This is a genomic window from Nocardia sp. GP40, from assembly GCF_050434125.1.
Lineage (GTDB): Bacteria > Actinomycetota > Actinomycetes > Mycobacteriales > Mycobacteriaceae > Nocardia > Nocardia albiluteola.
This window is the reverse complement of sequence record NZ_JBNPVW010000011.1, coordinates 127,968-143,852: the sequence shown is the minus strand read 5'-3', so window position 1 is coordinate 143,852 and position 15,885 is coordinate 127,968. Positions and strand designations below refer to the sequence as shown.

The 15,885-nt window shown below is 68.8% G+C and carries 15 protein-coding genes; 12 read left to right on the top strand and 3 right to left on the bottom strand.

Annotated features, from left to right (window positions below; all coding sequences use genetic code 11):
* Positions 1-5: 5 nt before the first annotated feature.
* The 3 genes from ABH933_RS29860 to ABH933_RS29850 all read right to left on the bottom strand — a co-directional run bounded on the left by ABH933_RS29860 (position 6) and on the right by ABH933_RS29850 (position 1,728).
* Entirely contained in the window at positions 6-809 is an 804-nt protein-coding gene (locus ABH933_RS29860; RefSeq protein ID WP_429422347.1) for an acyl-CoA thioesterase domain-containing protein, read from the bottom strand.
* Between the two features lie 140 nt (positions 810-949).
* The gene (locus tag ABH933_RS29855) at positions 950-1,198 is read right to left on the bottom strand and encodes a hypothetical protein (RefSeq protein ID WP_429422348.1); all 249 of its coding nucleotides are present in this window, start codon (positions 1,196-1,198) and stop codon (positions 950-952) included.
* A 203-nt stretch (positions 1,199-1,401) separates the two neighbouring features.
* Positions 1,402-1,728 carry an ArsR/SmtB family transcription factor gene (locus tag ABH933_RS29850; protein ID WP_429422350.1) on the bottom strand — a complete coding sequence of 109 codons (327 nt, stop codon included), beginning with the start codon at positions 1,726-1,728 and terminating at the stop codon, positions 1,402-1,404.
* A gap of 90 nt (positions 1,729-1,818) precedes the next feature.
* On the opposite strand from ABH933_RS29850, the gene ABH933_RS29845 reads away from it, so the two are divergent.
* The 12 genes from ABH933_RS29845 (at position 1,819) to ABH933_RS29790 (ending at position 15,826) form a co-directional block, all read left to right on the top strand.
* The gene (locus ABH933_RS29845; protein WP_429422352.1) at positions 1,819-3,027 is read left to right on the top strand and encodes an MFS transporter; all 1,209 of its coding nucleotides are present in this window, start codon (positions 1,819-1,821) and stop codon (positions 3,025-3,027) included.
* A gap of 301 nt (positions 3,028-3,328) precedes the next feature.
* A complete protein-coding gene (locus ABH933_RS29840; protein ID WP_429422354.1) occupies positions 3,329-4,771 on the top strand; it encodes a pentapeptide repeat-containing protein in 1,443 nt (480 codons plus the stop codon).
* 275 nt (positions 4,772-5,046) lie between these two features.
* A complete protein-coding gene (locus ABH933_RS29835) occupies positions 5,047-5,943 on the top strand; it encodes a TauD/TfdA dioxygenase family protein (protein ID WP_429422356.1) in 897 nt (298 codons plus the stop codon).
* Positions 5,940-6,839 (top strand): ABC transporter permease, encoded by a 900-nt coding sequence (locus ABH933_RS29830; protein WP_429422358.1) that lies wholly within the window; start codon positions 5,940-5,942, stop codon positions 6,837-6,839. Before ABH933_RS29835 ends, ABH933_RS29830 begins: the two co-directional genes overlap by 4 nt.
* A 67-nt stretch (positions 6,840-6,906) precedes the next feature.
* The gene (locus ABH933_RS29825; RefSeq protein ID WP_429422360.1) at positions 6,907-7,632 is read left to right on the top strand and encodes an ABC transporter ATP-binding protein; all 726 of its coding nucleotides are present in this window, start codon (positions 6,907-6,909) and stop codon (positions 7,630-7,632) included.
* 46 nt (positions 7,633-7,678) lie between these two features.
* Positions 7,679-8,728 carry an ABC transporter substrate-binding protein gene (locus ABH933_RS29820; protein WP_429422362.1) on the top strand — a complete coding sequence of 350 codons (1,050 nt, stop codon included), beginning with the start codon at positions 7,679-7,681 and terminating at the stop codon, positions 8,726-8,728.
* A 106-nt stretch (positions 8,729-8,834) separates the two neighbouring features.
* Entirely contained in the window at positions 8,835-10,274 is a 1,440-nt protein-coding gene (proS, locus tag ABH933_RS29815) for a proline--tRNA ligase (protein WP_429422364.1), read from the top strand.
* A 193-nt stretch (positions 10,275-10,467) separates the two neighbouring features.
* Positions 10,468-11,244, top strand: a complete 777-nt coding sequence (locus tag ABH933_RS29810; RefSeq protein ID WP_429422366.1) for a sulfotransferase family protein — start codon at positions 10,468-10,470, stop codon at positions 11,242-11,244.
* A 132-nt stretch (positions 11,245-11,376) separates the two neighbouring features.
* The gene (locus tag ABH933_RS29805; protein ID WP_429422368.1) at positions 11,377-12,849 is read left to right on the top strand and encodes an amidase; all 1,473 of its coding nucleotides are present in this window, start codon (positions 11,377-11,379) and stop codon (positions 12,847-12,849) included.
* A 291-nt stretch (positions 12,850-13,140) separates the two neighbouring features.
* Entirely contained in the window at positions 13,141-14,256 is a 1,116-nt protein-coding gene (locus ABH933_RS29800) for an alcohol dehydrogenase catalytic domain-containing protein (RefSeq protein WP_429422370.1), read from the top strand.
* Positions 14,257-14,442: 186 nt separating this feature from the next.
* The gene (dapB, locus tag ABH933_RS29795) at positions 14,443-15,198 is read left to right on the top strand and encodes a 4-hydroxy-tetrahydrodipicolinate reductase (protein WP_215923214.1); all 756 of its coding nucleotides are present in this window, start codon (positions 14,443-14,445) and stop codon (positions 15,196-15,198) included.
* A gap of 136 nt (positions 15,199-15,334) precedes the next feature.
* A complete protein-coding gene (locus tag ABH933_RS29790; RefSeq protein ID WP_429422372.1) occupies positions 15,335-15,826 on the top strand; it encodes a hypothetical protein in 492 nt (163 codons plus the stop codon).
* Positions 15,827-15,885: the final 59 nt, after the last annotated feature.

Sequence of the window (15,885 nt, the reverse complement as noted above, 5' to 3'; positions counted from 1 at the left end):
CGGTCCTACCGAATCGGCGGCACCTTCATCCCCTGGGAGAAGTCGATCTGGGCGGCGGAATTGCCCAGGGCGGTGACCATGCCGGTGCCGATCGGCCCGCTCGAGTCGAATATCGTTGCGGTGCCCACGGATACGCCGTTCGCGGTCAGATGGCTCTGGGCGTGCAGGCCGATGCGATCCCCGACCGGCAGGCGATCCAGCGCCACGGTGAGATCCCCGTTGATGTAGCCGACGCCCTCGGAGCCGAAATTGGTCACCAGGCTGGTGGATTCCGCGGCGATGACGGCCTCGACGAACGGTCTGCGCTCCTCGCCCTCCACCGCGCCCAGCGGCACCGTCCACAGGCTTTTGCGCCCGGGGTTCTGGTGGTCGCTGATGTCGGTCGACCAGTCGTGGTCGCTGCGGTACCACCAGTTCAGGCCGGCGTCGGCGGGCGGATCGAACGGGTGCTCCGAGTGCCACTCCTGCCCGTGCGGGGCGTCGGTCGCCCGCAGCTGGACCAGGCGGGCCTGGGCGACCTCGGTGTCGCCCTGCCGCAGGCTGGCCTGGGAGATGTGAATGCGCCCGCCCTCGCGGATCACCTCGGTGTGCACCTCGAGCGGCTGCCCCTTCGCCGCCTTGAACAGGTCGATCGTGAAGCGCACCGGAATGAAGCCGGACCGGCCGTGGTCGCGGTCGAGCGTGCGCGCCGCGGCGGCGCAGACCGCCGGTCCGCTGAGCATGTCGGCTCCCCAGCGGCCGAACGCCCACCGCGTCGGCAGGTACCGTCCGGCGTCGTCGACGGTGAACATGGAGGGCATATCTGTCATACGCCCATAGTGGCGCACCGACAATACGGTGTAAAACCGGCCGTCCCGTTGTCCGCGCGCATGTGCTCGCGGACCCTGGCCGGACGGCCGCCGGCGCGCGGACCGGGCGCGCTGCGGCCGTGGCCGGTCGGTCGGTCGAATTACTGTGCGCCCGCCTGGATTCCGGCGTTCACCTCGTTGATCGCCTGCTGAACCATGCCGATTGCGGCGACGCGGTGGCCCGCCTTGTCGGGGGTCGCCTGCTGCAGCTCGGTCTGGGCGGCCTGCAGGTCACCGCGGGCGCCGACCATGTGGCCCTGGAACGCGAAGGCCGTGCCCGCGCCGATGCCGGTGAACGCGACGGCGCCCACGACGGTGGCAATGGCCAAGCGCAGCTTGGAAATTCGCATGATGGGATACCTCCGGTTGATGCTTGAAACGACGCGCTGAGCGTAGCCACGGTCCGTCCGTGACCGCGACTGCTCGCTGAGTTCGAAAAACCGGTTCTGAACTGCGTAGATATCGGGAATTGCGAGGTGGGGATCTTCAGTCGATCCTCAGTGAGTACCGGCCGGCATGGTCCGGCTCGGCGATCCCGGGAGCCGGCCGCTGATCAGGCCTCGTGTGCCCGGTTGGCGGCGGTGATCACCGAATCCAGCAGCCCCGGCAGTGCCTCGTCGACCTCGGTGCGGCGCAGCCGCGCGTAGACCTGTCCGTCATCGACGATGCGCTCGGTCACCCCGGCCTCGCGGAGGGTTTTCAGGTGATGCGTCGCAGTCGACTTGTTGATCGTGTCGTAGAGGGTGCCGCAGCGCTGCGGCGCGCCCGCGTTGGCCAGGCGGCGCACCATCTCCAGGCGCACGGGGTCCTGCAGTGCGGCCAGCACATCCTGCACCGAGCCCACGGGGTGCGATTCCACGGTCATCTTGGTTCCGGTCATGATCTACCCCACTTTGGGTTTGACGGGAATCAAACCCTAGTTACGGTCGTTGAGTTCGATCACAATCAAACTTACCTGATGGAGTGAACGATGGCAGTGAGTACGGCGGTGGTCGAAGCCCCTGCGCACCGGGCCACCCAACCCTGGGCCTACGCCCTGATCCTGCTGGCGAGCGGCGTGGCGCTGGGCGTATCCGGTGCGCCCGCGCCGCTGTACGGGCTGTACCAGCGGCAGTGGCACTTCTCACCGTTCACGACCACGATCGTCTTCGCCGTCTACGCCGTCGCCGCGCTGGCCGCGGTGCTGGTGTCGGGGCGGATCTCCGATGTGGTCGGCCGTAAACCCGTGCTGCTGGGCGCCTTCGCGACGATGATCGTGGGCCTGGTGGTCTTCCTCTTCGCGGACAACGTCGCGATGCTGCTGCTGGCGCGGGCGCTGCACGGCCTGGCGGTGGGATCCACCGTCGTCGCGGGCGCCGCGGCGTTGCTGGACCTGAAGCCCAAGCACGGCGCGCGCACCGGACAGCTCAGCGGCGTGGCATTCAATGTCGGTATGGCCGTGGCGATTCTGGGCTCGGCGCTGCTGGCGCAGTACGTGCCGCATCCGCTGCGGACGCCGTATCTGGTGATCACGATCCTGTGCCTGGCGATCGGCGCCGGCGTGCTGGCCATGCGCGAACCGCACACCGCACGTGCGACGGGCCGCATCACGATCGCCAAACCGGCCGTGCCGCAGGAGATCCGGGGTGACTTCTGGTTCTCGGCACTGGGCGTGATGGCGGCGTGGTCGGTGCTGGGCGTGCTGTTGTCGCTGTATCCCTCGCTGGCCGCGGCCAAGACCGGCGTGCACAACCTCGTCTTCGGGGGCGCCGTCGTCGCGGCAACCGCCACCGCCGGTGCGCTGGCCCAGCTGTTCGCCACCGGAATTCCGGCCCGGCGCGCGGCCATCGCCGGTGATCTCGGCATGGCGGTGGCGCTGCTGCTGACCATTCCGGCGCTGGCGACCCACAACTGGGTGCTGGTGCTGCTGGCCGGTGTGGTGCTCGGCGCGACCTTCGGCCTGGGCTTCGGCGGCTCGCTGCGGCACCTGGCCAGCGTTGTGCCGCAACACAAGCGCGGCGAGACGATGTCGGCGTACTACCTGCTGGCCTACGGTGCGATGGCGCTGCCGACCGTGCTCGCGGGGTGGGCGGCGACCGAGTGGGGGATGGCCACGATTTTCCCCTGGTTCGTCATCGCGGTCGCCCTGGCCTGCGTGGGCGCGGCCGTCATCGGCCTGCGGGGTCGCGCGGCGGATTGATCCTCGTCCGCAAGCATGCCGGGATGACGGCATGGAGGTGTGTGAGGAGTTTCTGTGCGCTGCACGACAACAGGAAGCGTGCGGTAGCGCCTGCCGAGGGGTGCGGAAGCGTGCCGGGTGTTCTGTGTGCATCGCATCCAACAGGAAGCGTGCGGTGGCGCTTTCGCGGTCGTGAGTAAAGCGTAGGGGTGCAGGGGGTGCGCTGCGTGAGAGCGCGGAAGCGGGCGGCGCTCGGTGCGTGCGGTAGGCGACAGCGATGAGTGTCGCTGCGGTGGTGCCGATTTGGGGCTACCATGCCGCTATGTTTCGGAGGGGGCGGTTCGGCGAGCGGCTGACCCGCCGGGTGCAGCGATCGGCGCTGCTGCTGGCTGTGGTGTTCGCGGTGGTCGGCGGCCTGGCCATCGCGGGTATCGCCTGGTGGGTGCTGTGGCTGGCGTTGGGGGCCAGGGTACAACCGCCGAATCAGCTGGACCTGACCAAGATCGCACTGTCGATCTCGGCGGGGGTGGGCGGCGCGGTCGCCTTGGTCGTCGCGTATCGGCGGCAGCGCGACAACGAGCGCGGGCGGTTCACCGAGCAGTTCGGCGCGGCGGCCAAGCAACTCGGCGATCCGGACGTGGCGGTGCGCATCGCCGGCGTGTATGCGATGGCGGGCGTAGCCGACGAATTCGGTTCCGCGAGCCGGCGCCAGCAGTGCGTCGATGTGCTGTGCGGATACCTCCGGCTGCCGTACGAACCCGAGGTGGGCGCCAATCATCTGGTGTCCAGGTCCGAGACCGTCGAGGTCGACGGCCGTAAGCAGGAGCTGAAATATCAACTGCGGCAGAATGATCGGCAGGTCCGTCGCGCCATCGTCGATGTGATCGTCGCGCACGTGCGGCCTACGGCCGAGGTGTCGTGGTCGATGTGCAACTTCGATTTCTCCGATGCGGTGCTGGAGGATTCGGACTTCCGGCGGGCGATCTTCGCGGGGGAGCGCACCTATTTCGCTCGTGCGGTCTTCACCGGCAACCGTGCCACGACCTTCGAGTTCGCCAGGTTCACCGGGCAGTACATCTCGTTCCGCAGCTGCGAATTCCGCGGCGCGACGACCCTGTTCCGGGACGCGGAGTTCGCGCCGATCGAGCAGGCCAAGAACGAGATTCCCGGCTCCGGGGTCCGATTCGACGGCGCGGTGTTCGACTCCCGCACCGGCTTCGAGCGCGCGGTCTTCCGCGGGGTGAAGGTGACGTTCGAGGAGACGGCTTTCACCGGGGAGCGGACCTCGTTCGCCGACACGAAGTTTCTCACCGAGACCACCGCATTCGACGGCGCGGAATTCGACGGTTCCGCAGTGCGCTTCGACGGCGCCGAATTCGACAGTGCGCGAATCTCGTTCGCCGGGGCCAAGTTCTACGCCGCGCGAGTGATTTTCGACGGCGCCCGATTCGGCGCGCGCACGCGCTGGCGGCGCAGCGCCACCATCGGCACCGATCTCTCCGGCGCGGAATACCACGGCGCGGTCTCCTTCGCCGACGTGCACTTCGAGGGCCGCGCCACCGACTTCTCCGGCGGCGACTTCTTCGGCGAGATCAGCTTCCGCCGCACCAAATTCGCCGCCCAGCAGACCCACTTCGACCAGCCCAAGGCGTGGGTGGGCGTGCGCGTGGACTGGGATATCGATCCGAAGTACAAACCGGCGCAGATCACGCCGGAGATCTGGCCCCCGGCCCCGGCGGGTCCGCCGGAGGAGCCCTCGGCCTGAGCGTGCCGTCCCGGGTACGAGGTGCTGTACCGCCCGACCGGAGCCGGGGACACAGCATCCGCGGCTGTGCCACGGTCTCCGGTTCGGTGTGGCGGTATTGCGCGCCTCGTCCCGGCAGGCGGTGAGCGCTGCGCAGAGCCGGCTGCGAGGGTGAACGGCCCCGGGGCGATCACGCGTCAAAATCCCGCCGAGTTAAAGGAGTTACCCGACCGCGGCGCATCCGTACCGTCGAAATCCGAATTACGCAGTACGCGATGCCCTTCGGAGGTTCCACCATGCCTGTGTCTGCCCGTAAACTGACGAGCCGGATCGGCGCGGTCATCGAGAATTTCGATTTCGAGCGTGAGCCCGGCGCGGATGACATCGCGGAGCTGCGAGAAGCCCTGAACGTGCACAAGGCGATCGTGTTCGACGGCGTGCACCTCGACGACGCGGGCCAGCAGCGGGTGGCGTCCTGGTTCGGGGAGCTGACCGCCGCGCACCCCACCCTGCCGGCCGTGCAGGACGCCGCCCGGGTGCTGCCGGTCGACAGCGAGACATCGAAATCCAACCAGTGGCATACCGACGTCACCTTCGTCGCCAACCCGCCGCAGCTCACGACGCTGCGCAGCATCCTGGTGCCGCCGTACGGCGGCGAGACGCTGATCGCGAACGCCGGCGCCGCGTACCGGGACCTGCCCGCCTCGCTGCGCGATCTCGCGGACTCCCTGCGCGCGGTGCACACCAACGATTACGACTACGTCCGCCCGTCTGCCGCGAGCGCGGCGCGGCAGGAGCACGACCGGATCTTCGTCTCGACCGTCTACGAGGCCGAGCATCCCGTCGTCCGGGTGCATCCGCTGACCGGGGAGCGCGGGCTGTTCATCGGCGGCTTCGCCCAGCGGATCGTCGGGCTCTCGGCCAGCGAATCCAGGGATCTGCTGCGGACGTTCCAGAAGTACGTGACCCGCCCGGAGAACGTGGTCCGGTGGTCGTGGTCGCCGAATGAGCTGGTGATCTTCGACAATCGGATCACCCAGCACTACGCGATCGACAACTACGACCATCATCCGCGCAGGCTCAACCGGGTAACCGTCGCCGGGGAACTGCCCGCGGGCGTCGACGGCACCCGCAGCCGCCAGCTGGTCGGCGATTCGTCCCACTACTCACCGGTCCTCGAGGCCGTGGCATGACACGCGCGGGTGTCGCACCACCCGTCATCGGCGGGTTCGTGAGTGCGCCGGACGTCGCGCCACCGGAACCGGCGCGCGAGGTTTTCGTGGCAGACGGTGCCCGGGCGGGCAACCGGTTCGCGCGGCTGCGTCGCCGCATCACCTGGCCGCTGGGGATCTACACGACACCTGTGCTGATCCTGGTGCTCTGGGAGATCCTCTCCGAGACCGGAATCCTGGGTGCGGCCTACGCGCCCGCGCCGACCGCGATCGTGCGGTCCGCGGTCGAGTTGTGGCAGCAGGGCGTGCTCGGTCCCGATCTGGCGATCTCCTTGCGCCGGGCCGCGACCGGCCTCGCCATCGGCCTCACGGCCGGCATCGTGACGGGCATCGCCGGGGGACTGTTGCGCAGCGGCGAATACCTGTTCAACGGGGTGGTGAGCATCTTCAACACCATCCCGATCCTCGCGGTGCTCCCGATCATGATCGTGTGGTTCGGCATCGACGAGCTGCCCAAGGTATTGATCATCGGCTTCGGCGCGTTCGTTCCGATGTATCTGAACCTCTTCTCCGCGATACGCGGCGTCGACCAGCGGCTCATCGAGATGGCGCGGACCACGGGCGCGGGGACCCGGCGACTGGTCAGCCGGGTGCTGGTGCCGGGGGCCTTGCCGGGATTCCTTGTCGGCCTGCGGTTTTCCCTGGCCTACAGCGTGCTGGGGCTGGTTGCCGCGGAGACCGTCAATGCGAACAAGGGTCTTGGCTTCCTGATCACGCAGGGGCAGACCTATCTGCAGACCAATCAGGTGTTCGTCGGACTGGTGATCTACTCGATCCTCGGGCTGCTCGCCGATCAGTTCGTCCGGATCCTGGAGCGGGTGCTGCTGCGCTGGCGACCCGGTTACGAGGCATCGTGAACGGGGCGAGGCGGAGCGAGCGAAGGTGCCGGGCTGTGGGTGCGACGGAGCCGAGCGAGGTGGAGTCGTGACCAGCGTACTCGAGCCGAGGTTGCGGGCCGGGGTGCTCGTGGATCAGGTGGTCCGGCGGTTCGGTGACCGCACCGTTCTGGATCATCTCGATCTGCGCATCGAGGCGGAGGAACTCGTGGTGCTGCTCGGCCCATCGGGCTGCGGCAAGAGCACCCTGCTGCGGCTGCTCGGGGGACTGGATCGGCCGGACGGCGGCGTCGTCGAGGTCCCGGCCAAGCGCGCCATCGTGTTTCAGGCCGATCGGCTACTTCCGTGGCAGCGGGTCGTGCGCAATGTGACCCTGGGCCTGCATGGGGCCGACGCCGACCGCCGCGCCCGCACGGCGCTGCGGGAGGTCGGGCTGGAAGGCCGCGAAAAGGCTTGGCCCAGAGAACTTTCCGGCGGCGAGGCGCAGCGCGTCGCCCTGGCCCGCGCCCTGGTCTCGGAACCCGATCTGGTGCTGCTCGACGAACCCTTCGCGGCGCTGGACGCCATCACCCGCCTGCGGATGCACGAACTCGTCCGGGCCCTGCGGCACCGGCATCATGCCGCGATGCTGCTGGTCACCCACGATATCGACGAGGCGATCGCGCTGGCCGATCGCATCGTCGTCATGAGCGGCGGCCGGATCGGGGGTTCTCATTCGGTCGGACTCTCCGCCGCGGACCGGGAGGCGAGCATCGCCCGGGAGGAACTGCGAGCGGCGCTGCTCACCGAGCTCGGACTCGTTGCCCGGCAATAACTCTCGGCAAGTGCAGCGATAACTTTCACATCAGCAAGGACCTCGAATGTCGATCACGCTCAACCATGCCCTCCGAACCCTCGCGCTGGCCGCGGCCGTGACCACCCTCGCCGCGTGCGGCTCGTCCGGCGCGGGGACGGCCAAGCCGCTGGCCAAGACCTTCGGATCGGCGAATCATCCCGAATGGAGCAGCTACACCTTCACCATCGGCGACAACGGCGGGGACGGCAGCGAGGGCCTCGCGGCGCTCACCGGCGTCTTCGACAACGCCCCGTACAAGGTGAAGTTCGCGCGATTCACCTTCGGGCCGCCGCTGGTGCAGGCCGCGGCGTCCGGCGATCTCGACCTGGGCAGCGTCGGCGACGTCCCCCCGATCACCGGGGCCGCGAAGGAGTACGGGTTCAGCATCGTCGGGGTGTCGCGGTATCTGGATCCGACGCAGGCCGTCGAGAACATCCTCGTGCCGAAGGGTTCGTCGATTCGCAGCGCGCAGGACCTGCGCGGCAAGAAAATCGCTGTGCCCCAGGGCAGTTCCGCGCACGGGCTGGTCCTCAACGCGCTCGCGAGCGCCGGGCTGACTCCGGCCGACGTCCAGCTGGACTTCCTGGACCCCGCGGCGGGTGCGACGGCCTTCGCGAGCGGGAAGGTCGATGCGTGGGCGATCTGGAATCCGCAGTCTGCCTTGGCGATCAAGCAGGGAGCGCGCGCACTGGTCGAGGGACTGCCGCCGCTGGATCAGACCAGCAACTATTACGTCGCGCCCAACCGGGACCTTGCCGATCCGTCCCGGCGTGCGGCGCTCACCGATCTCTTCCAACGTCTTGCTGCGGAATTCTCCTGGGGTGCAAAGCATCCCGATCAGCTCGCGCAGGTGATCGCCCGGGAGGACGGCATCCCGCTCGCCGACGCCAAGGCAGTGCTGGCCGAATACGAATTCCATGTGACCCCGGCGCAGCAGTCCGACATCGACGCCGAGCAGCAGCTGGGCGATGCATTCCTGAAGGCGGGGCAGATCGATAAGTCCGTCACTGTCGCGCAGCTGACGCAGAACATTCTCCCCGCGGGGTACGACAGCGCGAATACCGCGGGCAGTTGATCGGTCCCGGCGCGATGACCTCGGAGAACCAGGCTGGACAGGGGCGCCGAACTCGCGCCGAAAACGTCTCGCACCCGAACGGCCGGGCGCAGTACTGTCTCGGAACATGGCAAGGGATGAGCGCGGTGTCACCGCCCAGAGCGAGGATTTCTCAGCCTGGTACAACGAGGTCGTCTTCAAGGCGGGCCTCGTGGACCGCGGCCCGGCCAAGGGCACCATGGTCATTCGACCGTACGGGTACCGCCTGTGGGAGCGGTTGCAGTCCGAGCTCGACCGCCGCATCAAGGACACCGGCCACGAGAACGCGTACTTCCCGCTGCTGATCCCGCAGAGCTACCTGAGCCGCGAGGCCGAGCACGTCGAGGGCTTCTCCCCGGAGCTTGCCGTCGTCACCCACGCCGGGGGCAAGGAGCTCGAGGAGCCGCTGGTGGTGCGGCCCACCTCGGAGACGATCATCGGCGAAATGATGGCCAAATGGATCGATTCCCACCGCGATCTACCGCTGCTGCTGAATCAGTGGGCGAACGTGGTCCGCTGGGAGATGCGGCCGCGAATGTTCCTGCGCACCACGGAGTTCCTGTGGCAGGAGGGTCATACTGCGCATGCGAGCGAGGCGGACGCCCGCGGCGAAACCATGCTCGCACTGGACATCTACCACGAGGTGGCCCGCGAGCTGGCCGCGATGCCGGTGATCGCGGGGGAGAAGACGCCGGGCGAGCGGTTTGCGGGCGCGGTGGCGACCTTCACCATCGAGGGCATGATGCGTGACGGCCGCGCGCTGCAGGCGGGCACCTCGCACTACATGGGAACCAACTTCGCGACCGCGTTCGACATTCGCTACACCAGCGATGCGGGCCGGGATGAGCTGTGCCACACCACATCCTGGGGCATGAGTACCCGGATGATCGGCGGCATCGTGATGACCCACGGCGACGACAAGGGCCTGATCTTCCCTCCGCGCCTGGCGCCGCATCAGGTGGTGATCGTGCCGATCGTGCGCGGTGACGATACGACGGTTCTCACGGCCACCGACGAGCTCGCCCAGCGTCTGCGAGCGGCCGGGGTGCGTACCCACGTCGATGCCCGCACACAGGTCACGCCCGGCTTCAAATACAACGAGTGGGAGATGCGCGGGGTGCCGATCCGGCTCGAGCTCGGTCCCCGGGATCTGCAGGCGGGCACCGTCATGCTGGTCAGGCGCCTGGGGCAGGACGGTAAGGAGGCCGTGCCGATTGATACTTTGCCGCAGGCAATGCCCGCCATTCTCGATGAGTTCCAGGCGTTCCTGCTGGCCCGGGCCACCGGGTTCCGTGACGAGCACACCCGCACGGTCGGGAGCTGGGACGAATTCGCCGAGGCGGTGTCGACCGGATGGGCCGTCGCGCTGCACTGCGGGATACCCGCGTGCGAGGAGGACATCAAATCCGTCACGGCCGCCACCCCGCGCTGCATACCGCTGGAGGGCCCGGCGGCGACCGGTGCCTGCGTGCGATGCGGGGCGGCATCGGCATACGGCAAGCGCGTCATCTTCGGTCGCGCCTACTAGGGTTGCGCCCGATTTCGGCCTGTGCGTGCTCGCTTCATGAAGACCGCGCCGAATTTTCCTACGGCACGGGAAAAGTGACACGATCCCGCACGGCCGAATTCGTGCTGTGAGGTTTCTGGGTGAATGCTGAGGTGTTTCTCGAGGTCGTCGGTGAGTGGCGCATCCTCGGAGGTCAGCACGGTAATCTGACGAAATGTCGTCCCCGCTCCTTGTTCTCGGCGCTGGTCAGCGCTGCGGAAGCACGCTGCTGCAGCGCTTGATCTCCTCCCATCCCGACGCGTTCATCTGGGGGGAGCAGCGCGGGCATCTGGCGAATATTCTCGAGGCGGTGGAGGGCCTGCGCGGCCACAACGAACAACGCGGCTGGGGCGGGCGGGACGAATTCGCCACGCAGGGCTATCAGGGCTTCATGGCCAACCTGATGCCGGAGCAAGCCGTGGTGGACGAGGCGTTCGAGGCGTTCTGCACCCGCCTGTTCGCTGCGGAGGGCGCGCGTGTCTGGGGCTTCAAAGAGGTGCGGTACGACCTGCGATTCGCCGAGGCGTTGCGGCGTTATCTCCCGGGCACCCGGGTGATCTTCGTCGTCCGGGATCCGCGCAGCGTGCTGTGCAGTCTGGACGAATGGGAGCAGACCGATTGGTGGACGCGCGCGAAAACCCAGGCCACGATCAACAATTGGCAGCGGATCGCCTCCTCGTTCCAACAGGAGACCGCGCTTCCGGTGCTGACCCTGCGCTACGAGGATTACACCGCCGATCCGGCGGGCACGGCGCGGCGGGTGGGCGCGTTCGCCGGTCTGGATCCGGCGGGCTTCGATCTGTCGGTCTTCGACCGCAAGGTCCACAACCTCGGCGCCGAGGGGCACCGCGACCTGCGCGAGTGGAGCGAACTTCCGCTCGCGCTGCGCGCGCTGCTGTACGACGAGCCGATCCGTTTGGCCGCCAAGGCCTACGACTACTGGATCTATTAGGCGATCCGCCGAATCGGTTGTCGCGGTACGGACTCACGCGCTGAGCGGGACCCGGTCTTGCCGGGATCGGGAAAGGCGTTCAGGCTGGACCGGGTACGGTCCGGGTGGCCGGGCGCAAGGAGAGGTACCGCTGTGGACATCGATGACACGTCGTCCGTTGACGGCACCGGAAATGGTTCCGCGGCAGGGGATTCGGAGTTGTGTTTCAGCTCCGCGCGAGAGCTGGCCCGGGCGCTGCGCGTGCGGCAGGTGTCAGCGACAGAGGTGGTCCGGGCGCATCTGGCGCAGATCGAGCGGGTCAACCCGTCGGTCAATGCGGTTGTCACGCTGGTTGCCGAGCAGGCCCTCGAGCAGGCGCACGCGGCCGACGAGCGGCTGGCCGCGGGGCTGCCCGTCGGGCCGCTGCACGGAATTCCGATGGCACACAAGGATACTCACGATACCGCCGGAATCCTGACCACCTACGGGTCGCCGGTGTTCGCGGCGAACGTGCCCGCGCGCGACGAACTGGTGATCGAGCGGCTGCGCGCGGCCGGGGCCATCGCGCTGGGCAAGACGAACGTGCCCGAGTTCGCCGCGGGCTCGCACACCGTGAACCCCGTCTTCGGTGCCACCCGCAACCCGTACGATCCGGGTCGATCGGCCGGCGGCAGCAGCGGCGGGGCTGCGGCGGCGCTGGCCTGCGGCATGCATCCGCTCGCCGACGGCAGCGATATGGGCGGGTCGCTGCGCAATCCGGCCTCGTTCTGCAACGTGGTCGGGCTGCGGCCCTCGCCGGGACGGGTGCCGAGCTGGCCCGTCGCGGACGGCTGGTCCACCCTCGCCGTCCAGGGGCCGATGGCGCGCACCGTCGGCGACGTGGCGCTGCTGCTGTCGGTGCTGGCCGGGCCCGATTCGCGCAGCCCGATCGCCCTCGGCGAGCCCGGCACGGATTTCGCGTCTCTGGCCCTCCGGGAGCCCCGCGGGCTGCGGGTGGCGTGGACGCCGGACCTGGGCGGGGCGGTGCCGGTGCAGCGGGAGGTCCGCGAGGTCGTCGAATCCGCCGCGCGTGTGTTCGAGGGGCTGGGCGCGATCGTCGAACCCGGCTGCCCGGACCTGACCGGCGCCGACGAGGTCTTCCGCACCCTGCGCGCGGCCAACTTCGCGCTCGGGCTCGGGTCGCTGCTGGACGCGCATCGCGAATTGCTCAAGCCGTCACTGATCTGGAATATCGAGGCCGGACGGTCGCTGACCGGGCAGGAGATCACCCGCGCCAAGCAGCTGCACACCGCGCTGTTCCATCGGGTGCGGGAATTCTTCGACCGCTACGACGTGCTGCTCGCACCGGTCAGCCAGGTCGTGCCGTTCGACATCGACCTGGAATATCCCGGCGAGATCGACGGCGAACCGATGCAGACGTACCTGGACTGGATGCGCTCGGCGTATCTGATCAGCGCCACCGGCTGCCCGGCCCTGTCGGTGCCCGCCGGATTCACCCCGGGCGGGCTGCCCGTCGGGGTGCAGATCGTCGGGCCGCACCGGGCGGACCTGGCCGTGCTGCAGGCAGGTTACGCGTTCGAGCAGGCCACGGGGTACGGGCGGGTGCGGCCGGCGGTGGTCGGCTAGCGGCGCGCGGTATTCGGAGGGGGCTGTTGCGGTCTGTCCGGCAATCGATCCACAACCGTGCCCGCATCGTCACGCCAGCTGTGCTCAGAGGCGACATCGCTGGTACGACAGCCGGATCGGTCAAGACAGACTCTGCCGCTGACGGATCGATGGAAGCGGACTTTTGGCGAACCCGGTCCTTCGGGCGAGCGGGGTGGGTCGGGTGCGGGCGGCGCGAACGGCGGGGAGTTGGGTGCGGGGATTGTGCAGTGGTCATGCAGCAGGGGGTTGGTGCGGGGTAGCGTTTCGTTCATGAAGATCCGTGGTGCTGTTCTGGAACGCATCGGTGCGCCCGCGCCGTACGCCGAGTCGACCCCGCTGGTCGTCGGGGAGCTGGAGTTGGGGGAGCCCGGTCCCGGCGAGATTTTGGTGCGGATCGAGGCGGCGGGGCTGTGCCACTCGGATCTGTCGGTGGTGGACGGGAATCGGGTGCGGCCCGTGCCGATGCTGCTCGGGCACGAGGCGGCCGGGCGGGTGGAGCGGATCGGGCCCGGCGAGAGTGATCTGCGGGTCGGGCAGCGTGTGGTGATGACCTTTCTGCCGCGGTGCGGAGAGTGTGAGGGGTGTGCGACCAACGGTCGCACACCGTGTGTGCCGGGCAGCGTCGCGAACAATGCTGGGGAGCTGCTGGGTGGTGGGCGGCGGCTGTTGCGGGGTGAGGAGACGATTCAGCATCATCTCGGGGTGTCCGGGTTCGCCACGCATGCGGTGGTCGACCGGCGCTCGGTAGTGCCCGTCGACGACGACGTGCCGCCCGAGGTGGCCGCGGTGCTGGGCTGTGCGGTGCTGACCGGCGGTGGGGCGCTGCTGAATTCGGCGAAGCCGGGGCCGGGGGACCGGATCATGGTGGTCGGGCTCGGTGGGGTCGGAATGGCCGCGGTGCTGGTCGCCGCCTCGCTCCGCAAGGACCTGGGCAGCGAGGTGATCGCCGTCGACACCCTGCCCGAAAAGCTCTCGCTGGCAACCGAACTCGGCGCGACGCAGGTGTACACCCCGGCGGAGCTGGCCGAGCGGGGCATCGTGGCGGAGGTCGTGGTCGAGGCGGCGGGCAACGTGCGCGCCTTCGAGACCGCAGTCGCGGCGACGGCCACGGGCGGCACCACGGTCACCGTCGGGCTGCCCAATCCCGAAGCACGCGCGAGCATTTCGCCGCTCGGCCTGGTCGCTCAGGGTCGCTCGATCGTCGGCAGCTACCTCGGCTCGGCCGTCCCTGCCCGCGACATCCCCGAATACGTGCGGATGTGGCGCGAGGGCCGGCTGCCGGTCGAGCGCCTCGTCTCCTCGCGGCTGCGGCTCGAGGACATCAACCACGCAATGGACGAGCTGGCCGCCGGGCACGGGCTGCGGCAGGTCATCGTGTTCGACTGAGGGTCGGCGGGTGCGTCGCGGCCACGGCGACACCGACTTCGGCCTCCGCGAGCGTGATGGGCTCCTTGGCGGACGGTCCCTCGGGGTGAGACCTCGGGCACTTCCGGCGGACGGGGTGTCCGGACCATATTTTCGCGGGCAGTAGGCTCTGCGGAGACTGTCGGCCGGGCATGTGAGGAGATCAAGGTGAGTGCGGACCGGATCCGGGTGGGTGTGCTCGGCGCGCTGGGCAAGGTGGGGCAGGCGGTGTGCGCGGCGGTCGAGGCGGCGCCGGATCTGGAGCTGGTCGCGGGCCTGGACAAGGGGGACCGGCTCGAGGGCTTCACCGAGGTGGGCGCGCAAGTGGTCGTCGATTTCACCCATCCGGATGTCGTGATGCCGAACCTGCGGTGGCTGGTCGAGCACGGTATCCACGCGGTCGTCGGGACCACCGGATTCGACGAGGCCCGGCTGGCGCAGGTGCGCGGCTGGCTCGCCGACCGGCCCGAGGTCGGGGTGCTGATTGCGCCGAACTTCGCAATCGGCGCGGTGCTGTCGATGCGGTTCGCCGAGCAGGCCGCCCGCTGGTTCGATTCGGTCGAGGTCATCGAGCTGCATCACCCGAACAAGGCCGACGCGCCCTCGGGCACCGCCTATCGCACCGCCGGAATCATCGCCGAGGCCCGCAAGAACGCGGGCGTCGGGCCGAGCCCGGACGCCACCAGCACCGAACTCGACGGCGCTCGCGGCGCGAGCGTCGACGGCGTGCGGGTGCATTCGGTGCGCCTGGCCGGGCTCGTCGCCCACCAGGAGGTGCTGTTCGGCACCCAGGGCGAGACGCTCACCATCCGTCACGATTCCCTCGACCGCACCTCGTTCACGCCCGGCGTGCTGCTTGGTGTGCGGCAGATCGGAGCGCGGCCGGGCCTGACAGTCGGGCTCGACCCGCTGCTGGACCTGTGAACGTGAATGTGACACAGGCGCAACGACATCGGCTCGTTGAGCACACAGCCCAATGCCGGTGCGGTGCTGACTCGTGCGGGCGTTCGATGAGTGCCGTTCGCGTATCCCCGGTCGGAGCCGATGAGGAGGTGTGGCGATGACCGCTGCTACCGATAACAACCGCCAGCTGCTGAAGGTCATCGGGTTCATCGCGTTCCTGGTGATCGCGCTGGCGTTCTACTTCCTGCTGCTGGGCCGGATCGCGGTGGCGCTCATCGGAACCGGGAAGGCCGCCGCCGTCGCGATGGGCGTCGGCGTGCTGATCCTGCCGATCATCGGCGTCTGGGTGGTCGCGACGAGTATCCGTGCGGCCCTGGCTCATCAGCACCTGGCCCGCCGGATCCACGCCGAGGGCGGCGAGCTGGACGTGTCCGAGCTGCCCCGTCGTCCCTCGGGCCGCATCGAAAAAGATGCCGCCGACGCCCTTTTCGAACAGGTCAAACGGGAATGGGAAGCCGCCCCGGACGATTGGCGCACCAACTATCGCGCCGCCCGCGCCTACGACTACGCGGGCGACCGGACCCGCGCCCGCGAAACCATGCGGCGGGCCGTCGCGCTGGAGCGTGCCGAGCGCGCGGAACTGAACTGAACTGAACCGCTTCACCGTACTTCGCTCGGTGTCGGCCGAATCATCTGCTCTGGCAACGA